A 5,670-nucleotide genomic window follows, 5' to 3' on the forward strand; every position below is an offset into this window, starting at 1 on the left:
CCCAAATTTAATGAACACCCGCCCCAATTGTTGGCTTTTGTGGCTTTCAACGCACCGAAGGCCGCCTTGGGTGCGTTCAACGCAACCAAGGCCACATTGGGGCGCTCGGGGTCAGCGGCAGCGGTAGCTCGACGCCGTCGCCGGGTCGCCACCCGTGTAGCGCGAGGCCGACGGGAGCGGGCACAGGTTCCGGGTCTTCCCGTCCGCGGACGCCGCCGCGAGCGTGGCCGGGGCCTGGCCGTGCTCCACCCAGCCGACCAGCTGCCCGAGCGCGTTCGTCGGCTCCGGGCCGCCGCCACCGAAGCAGTGCTCGACACCCGGTGCGAGGAACAGCCGGTAGAAGTCGTTCACCCGCTGCGCACCGCCCATCGTCCGCTCGACCTGCTTGCGGTAGGACAGCGTGCCGCCCGGCGGGATCAGCTGGTCGTTCGCGCCCACGAACGTGATCAGCTTGCCGCCGGCACGGCGGAACGCCGACAGGTCCGGGTCGGACGTGCCGATGACGTCGTCGTACTCCCGCACCGACTGGCGGAACAGGTCGGCGAACTGGCCGTACGTCAGCTTCGACGTGTCGAAGTCAGCCTGCTTCTCCAGGAACGACTGCACCCATTTGACGGCCACCGGGAAGCCCGGCGCGACGAGCGTCCCGTCGGGGCCCGGCGTCGTGCCGGCCAGCCAGGTGAAGTCCGCGCCCTTGGGGAGCCCGGCCCACAGCTTGCGGCCGTGCTCGTCGGTCGGGCCGGCCCAGATCTTGCGCATGACCTCGGCGTCCGCTGCCGTGACGGTGAACTCATGCCCCTCGCAGACCACCTTCGCGCCGATCAGGCTGCGCGGGTCGTAACTGCATTCGTCCGGCCGGTCGACGATGCCGTTGGTGACGCCGTCACGCGCGTCGCACGCCTGGACCGCGGCCGTCCGGAACGCCGAGAGCACGCAATTGCCGGGGAAGTCGTGGCTCTGGTTCATGACGACCTGCGGCCACAGCGTCGCGACGGCGAACTGCGTCCAGTCGACGGCGGGGGCGTTGGCCAGGATGCCGTCGAAGTCGTCGGCGTGGTTCTGGGCTTCGGAGTAGCCCTGGCGGCCGCCGGTCGAGCAGCCGGTCCAGTACGAGTACGTCACCGGGCGGTGGTAGTGCCGCTGCGTGACGGCCTTGCCGATCAGGGCCTCTTCGTGTACCGAACGGGTGGCGAAGTTGGTCAGGAGCGTCTGGTCGACGTCGCCGTCGGCGGTCAGCGCCCACGATGTGTCGAGCCCGTCGAGGGACACGCCCGCGTCGGTCGTCACGCCGGTGTAGCCGTCCTTGACGGCCTGGGCGAGCCCGTCGAAGTTGCCGGCGGCGTAGGCGCTGCCGCCGAGGGCCTGCAGCCGCCCGGTCCAGCCGGTGTCGGGCAGGGCCACGGCGACCTTGACGTGGTCGGTGCCGGAGTGCGTCAGCGTGAGGGTGAGCTGGCAGTACGCGGTCTTGTGTTCGGCCGTGACCGACTCGATCTTCGCGCCGGCGGGCGCCGAGATCGGGACCGGGGCGCAGGCCGGCGCCGCGGCCGCCGCGCTCGGGGCGAGCGGGATCAGGCCGGTCAGCAGGAGCGGCACGGCGGCCGCCAAGAACTTCGGGATGCGTCTCATCGGTTCCTCGGGTCGCTTGTGTGGACGCTGCGAAGCTAGGTGGCCGGGTGCGGCGCCCGCGCCCGTCGGATGACGCTGTCGATGTACGTCACTCGGCCTTGAGCTGCGGAAACACCGGTTGGGTAAGGTCGGTTCCATGGTGCTGCACGGGCGGGAAGCCGAGCTGAAGGAGCTGGGCGAGCTCGTCGACGGTCCCGAAGACCGCGGCGGTGTGGTGATCCGCGGCGAAGCCGGCATCGGGAAGTCGGCCCTGGTGGCCGAGACGGCGGCCGCGGCGTCGGTCGCCGGGTTGCGCGTGCTGCGGACCACCGGGGCCGAGGCCGAGCGGAACCTCGCGTACGCCGGGCTGCACCAGCTGCTGCACCCGGTCCGGGCGGGGGTGGCGGAGCTGCCGGCGCCCCAGAGGGACGCTTTGCGGACTGCCTTGGGGCTGGCGGACGGTGTGACGCCGAGCGCTTTTCTGGTCGGGCTCGCGGCGCTGACGCTGCTGGCCGAAGAGGCGGCCGCGAAGCCGTTGCTGCTGGTGGCGGAGGACGTGCACTGGCTCGACCGGGCGAGCGCGGACGTCCTGGCGTTCGTGGCGCGGCGGATCGAGACGGAGCCGATCGTCCTGGTGGCGACGCTCCGGGACGGCGCGTCGTCTCCGCTGCTCGACGCGGGGCTGGCGCCGATGGTCCTGGAGCGGCTGTGCGCGGACGACGCGGCGGACCTGCTGGACGCGGTCGCCCCGGGCCTCGCCCCGGCGGTGCGGACCCGGCTGCTGACGGAGGCGGCGGGGCATCCTCTGGCGTTGACGGAGCTGCCGCTGGGCCTGGCCGAGCTGGACGGGCTCGACCCGGTGCTGCCGTTGACGGAACGCCTGGAGCGGACGTTCACGGCGCGGGTGACGGGGCTGCCGGAAGAGACTCGCACGGCGTTGCTGGTGGCGGCGCTGAACGAGACGACCTCGTTGGCGGAGACGCTGACGGCGACCGGCGCGCTCCTGGCGACCGATGCCGTCGAGCCCGAAATCCTGGCCCCCGCCGTCGACGCGCGGCTCGTCGAACTCTCCGCCGGCACCGTCACCTTCCGCCATCCCCTCATGCGCTCGGCCATTCCCGCGGCCGCCACCCCGACCGACCGGCGGCGCGCCCACCTCGCCCTCACCGCAGCCCTGCACGACCAGCCCGACCGACGCGCCTGGCACCAAGCCGCCGCGACCGCGGGACCCGATGAGGCCATCGCCGCCGAGCTCGATCGCACCGCCGAACGGGCCCGGTACCGGGGTGGGGCCGCCGCCGCCATCGCCGCGCTCGAACAGGCCGCCCGCCTCAGCGAGCACTCCGCGACCCGGACCGACCGGCTGCTGAAGGCCGCCGAGCTGGCCGTCGACTCCGGACGCCGGGAGACCGCCGAACGTCTCGTGCACGCCGCGAAACCCGCCGGCAAGCACCAGCGGGCTATCGCGAGCCGGCTGCTCAGCGAGTTCGAAGACGGCGTTCGCGAAGACCCCGCCCGCGTCGCGGAACTCGCCGTCACCGCCGAAAATGCCGCGAAAGACGGGGAAACCGTCGCCGCCCTGCGGATCCTCTGGAGCGCCGCCATGCGGTGCTTCTGGACCGAGCCCGGCGCCGCCGCCCGGAAGGCCCTGCTCGACGTCGCCGACCGGCTGCCGATCCCCGACGACGATCCGCGCGTCGTGGCCGTCACCGCCTACGTCGCGCCGTTCGAGCGCGGGCGGGCCGTCCTGGAAAACCTACGCAAGCTCGTCGGCGCGACCGGCGCCGATCCCGAGGTCGACCGGTACCTGGGCAGCGCCGCCCTGCAGGTCGGCGCCTTCGACCTCGCCGCGCGGTTCTCCGCGGCCGCCGCGCCGGGGCTGCGGGCCCAGGGCCGGCTCGGGCTGCTGCCGCGTGCTCTGGCCGTCCAGGCGTGGAGCCGCGCGCGGCTCGGCGACCTCGCCGCGGCGGTGCCGGTCGCCGCCGAAGCCGCCCGGTTCGCCCGGGAGACCGGCCAGCCATTCATGTACGGCCTCGCCACCGCCGTCCAGGCCGAGATCGCCGCCCTGCGCGGCGACCACAAGCAGGCGAAGACCCTGGCCGGCGAGGCCGAACGCGCCGGGCTCGCCGCGGGCGCCCGGCCGGTGCTCGCCACCGTCCAGCTCGCGCGCGGACTCACCAACCTGAGCGAAGGCCGCTTCGACGACGCCTTCGCCGACCTGAAAAGGCTGCTCGACCCGGCCGATCCCGCCTACCAGCTGGCGCTGCGCGCGTACTGCGTCTCGGAGCTCACCGAGGCCGCGGTCCGCGCCGGGCAGACCGACGCGATGCGCGACATCCTCGCCGAGCTGGCGCCACTGGCGAAAAGCACGCCGTCGCCCGCCCTGCACATCGGGCTGCGGTACGCGCGTGCCGTGCTCGACCCGAGTGACGCGCGGTTCGCCGAGGCGCTGCGGGCCGACCTGACCGGCTGGCCCGCCGAACGCGGCCGCGTCCACCTGGCCTTCGGCGAGTGGCTGCGGCGGCAGCGGCGGGTCGTCGAGTCGCGGACGCACCTGCGCACCGCCCGCGAGACGTTCGACGCCCTGGGCATGACGGCCTGGGCCGAGCGGGCCCGGCGCGAGCTGCGCGGCGCGGGGGAGTCGAGCCCGAACCGCGGCCCGGACGCGCGGGAGAAGCTGACCCCGCACGAGCTGAGCATCGCGCAGCTGGCCGCCGACGGGCTGACGAACCGGGAGATCGGGCAGCGGCTGTACCTTTCGCACCGGACCGTCGGCACGCACCTGCACCGGATCTTCCCCAAGCTGGGCGTGAGCTCCCGCGGCGACCTCGCCGGGACGCTGAAGACCCTGGAAGGGTGACTTACACCCGCTGCGTCACCTGACGGGCGCGAAGATCACCGGACCGGCTCTAACGTCGTGAAAGTCCCACGGTCTTTCGCACAGGAGTCAAGATGATCAGCAGGAGAAGGTTCGGGCAGGCGTTCGCGGCGGGACTGGCGGCGACTTCCTTGGCGGCCTGCTCGTCTTCGAGCGCCCCCGCGGCCGCACCCTCGACCACACCCGACCCGCGGGCCGGGTCGGGCGAGCACACCTCGCTCGGCGAGCTCAAGCACGTCGACGCCGGGGTGCTGACCATGGCGTACCACGAGTCCGGCCCGGCGACCGGGCAGCCGGTGGTGCTGCTGCACGGCTGGCCGTACGACCCGTACAGCTACGTCGACGTCGCGCCCATCCTGGCCGCCGCCGGCCACCGGGTGATCGTCCCGTTCCTGCGCGGCTACGGGCCGACGACGTTCAAGTCGGCGCAGACCGTCCGCAACGGGCAGCAGGCGGCGGTCGCGCTCGACGTCGTCGCCCTGATGGACGCGCTCAAGATCGACCAGGCCGTCCTCGGCGGCTACGACTGGGGTTCGCGGACGGTCGACATCATCGCGGCGCTCTTCCCGGAACGCTGCCAGGCCGTCGTCGCGGTGAGCGGGTACATCGTCACGAACCTGGTGGCGAACCAGAAACCCCTGGCCCCCCAGGCCGAACTCGGCTGGTGGTACCAGTACTACTTCGCGACCGAGCGCGGCCGCGCCGGCTACGCGGCCAACCGCCACGACTTCAACAAGCTGATCTGGAAGACGGCGTCCCCGGCGTGGCACTTCGACGACGCGACGTACGACCGCAGCGCGGCGGCGTTCGACAACCCCGACCACGTCGACATCGTCGTCCACAACTACCGCTGGCGCCTGAGCCTCGCGCCGGGCGAGCCGCAGTACGAGGCGTACGAGCGGAAACTGGCGACGGGCCCGGCCATCACGGTCCCGGCGATCACGATCGCCAGCGACTTCGACGGCGCGGCCAAGGACGGCAAGGCCTACCGCGCGAAGTACACGGGCAAGTACGAGCACCGGATCCTCGACGGCATCGGGCACAACGTCCCCCAGGAGGCCCCGAGGCCGTTCGCCCAGGCGATCCTGGACGCCGCCCGCAGGTAGGTGGTCGTGGGGGGGGGTGACGGGGGGTTGGCAGGTGTTAAAAGAAGGCAGCCGGGAGGGCGTGAGGGGGGGCCCCGGCGG

General features: G+C 72.9%; 3 protein-coding genes. 2 read left to right on the forward strand and 1 reads right to left on the reverse strand.

The window, feature by feature from the left end; translation table 11 throughout:
• Window positions 1–111: 111 nt before the first annotated feature.
• Window positions 112–1,626 (reverse strand): tannase/feruloyl esterase family alpha/beta hydrolase, encoded by a 1,515-nt coding sequence (locus tag AB0N03_RS20210; protein ID WP_364373627.1) that lies wholly within the window; start codon window positions 1,624–1,626, stop codon window positions 112–114.
• 136 nt (window positions 1,627–1,762) lie between these two features.
• Here AB0N03_RS20210 and AB0N03_RS20215 point away from each other — a divergent pair, with 136 nt between their 5' ends.
• On the forward strand, window positions 1,763–4,465 hold the full coding sequence (locus AB0N03_RS20215) for an AAA family ATPase (protein ID WP_364373630.1): 2,703 nt from the start codon (window positions 1,763–1,765) through the stop codon (window positions 4,463–4,465).
• A 92-nt stretch (window positions 4,466–4,557) separates the two neighbouring features.
• The gene (locus AB0N03_RS20220; protein ID WP_364373633.1) at window positions 4,558–5,589 is read left to right on the forward strand and encodes an alpha/beta hydrolase; all 1,032 of its coding nucleotides are present in this window, start codon (window positions 4,558–4,560) and stop codon (window positions 5,587–5,589) included.
• Window positions 5,590–5,670 lie beyond the last annotated feature (81 nt).

It is taken from the genome of Amycolatopsis sp. NPDC051061, from assembly GCF_040682935.1.
In the GTDB taxonomy this organism is placed as follows: domain Bacteria; phylum Actinomycetota; class Actinomycetes; order Mycobacteriales; family Pseudonocardiaceae; genus Amycolatopsis.

Bases quoted from the DNA above. Each gene is read 5' to 3' on its own strand.
- AB0N03_RS20210 (WP_364373627.1), bottom strand. From the start codon at position 1,626: ATGAGACGCATCCCGAAGTTCTTGGCGGCCGCCGTGCCGCTCCTGCTG.
- AB0N03_RS20215 (WP_364373630.1), top strand. From the start codon at position 1,763: ATGGTGCTGCACGGGCGGGAAGCCGAGCTGAAGGAGCTGGGCGAGCTC.
- AB0N03_RS20220 (WP_364373633.1), top strand. From the start codon at position 4,558: ATGATCAGCAGGAGAAGGTTCGGGCAGGCGTTCGCGGCGGGACTGGCG.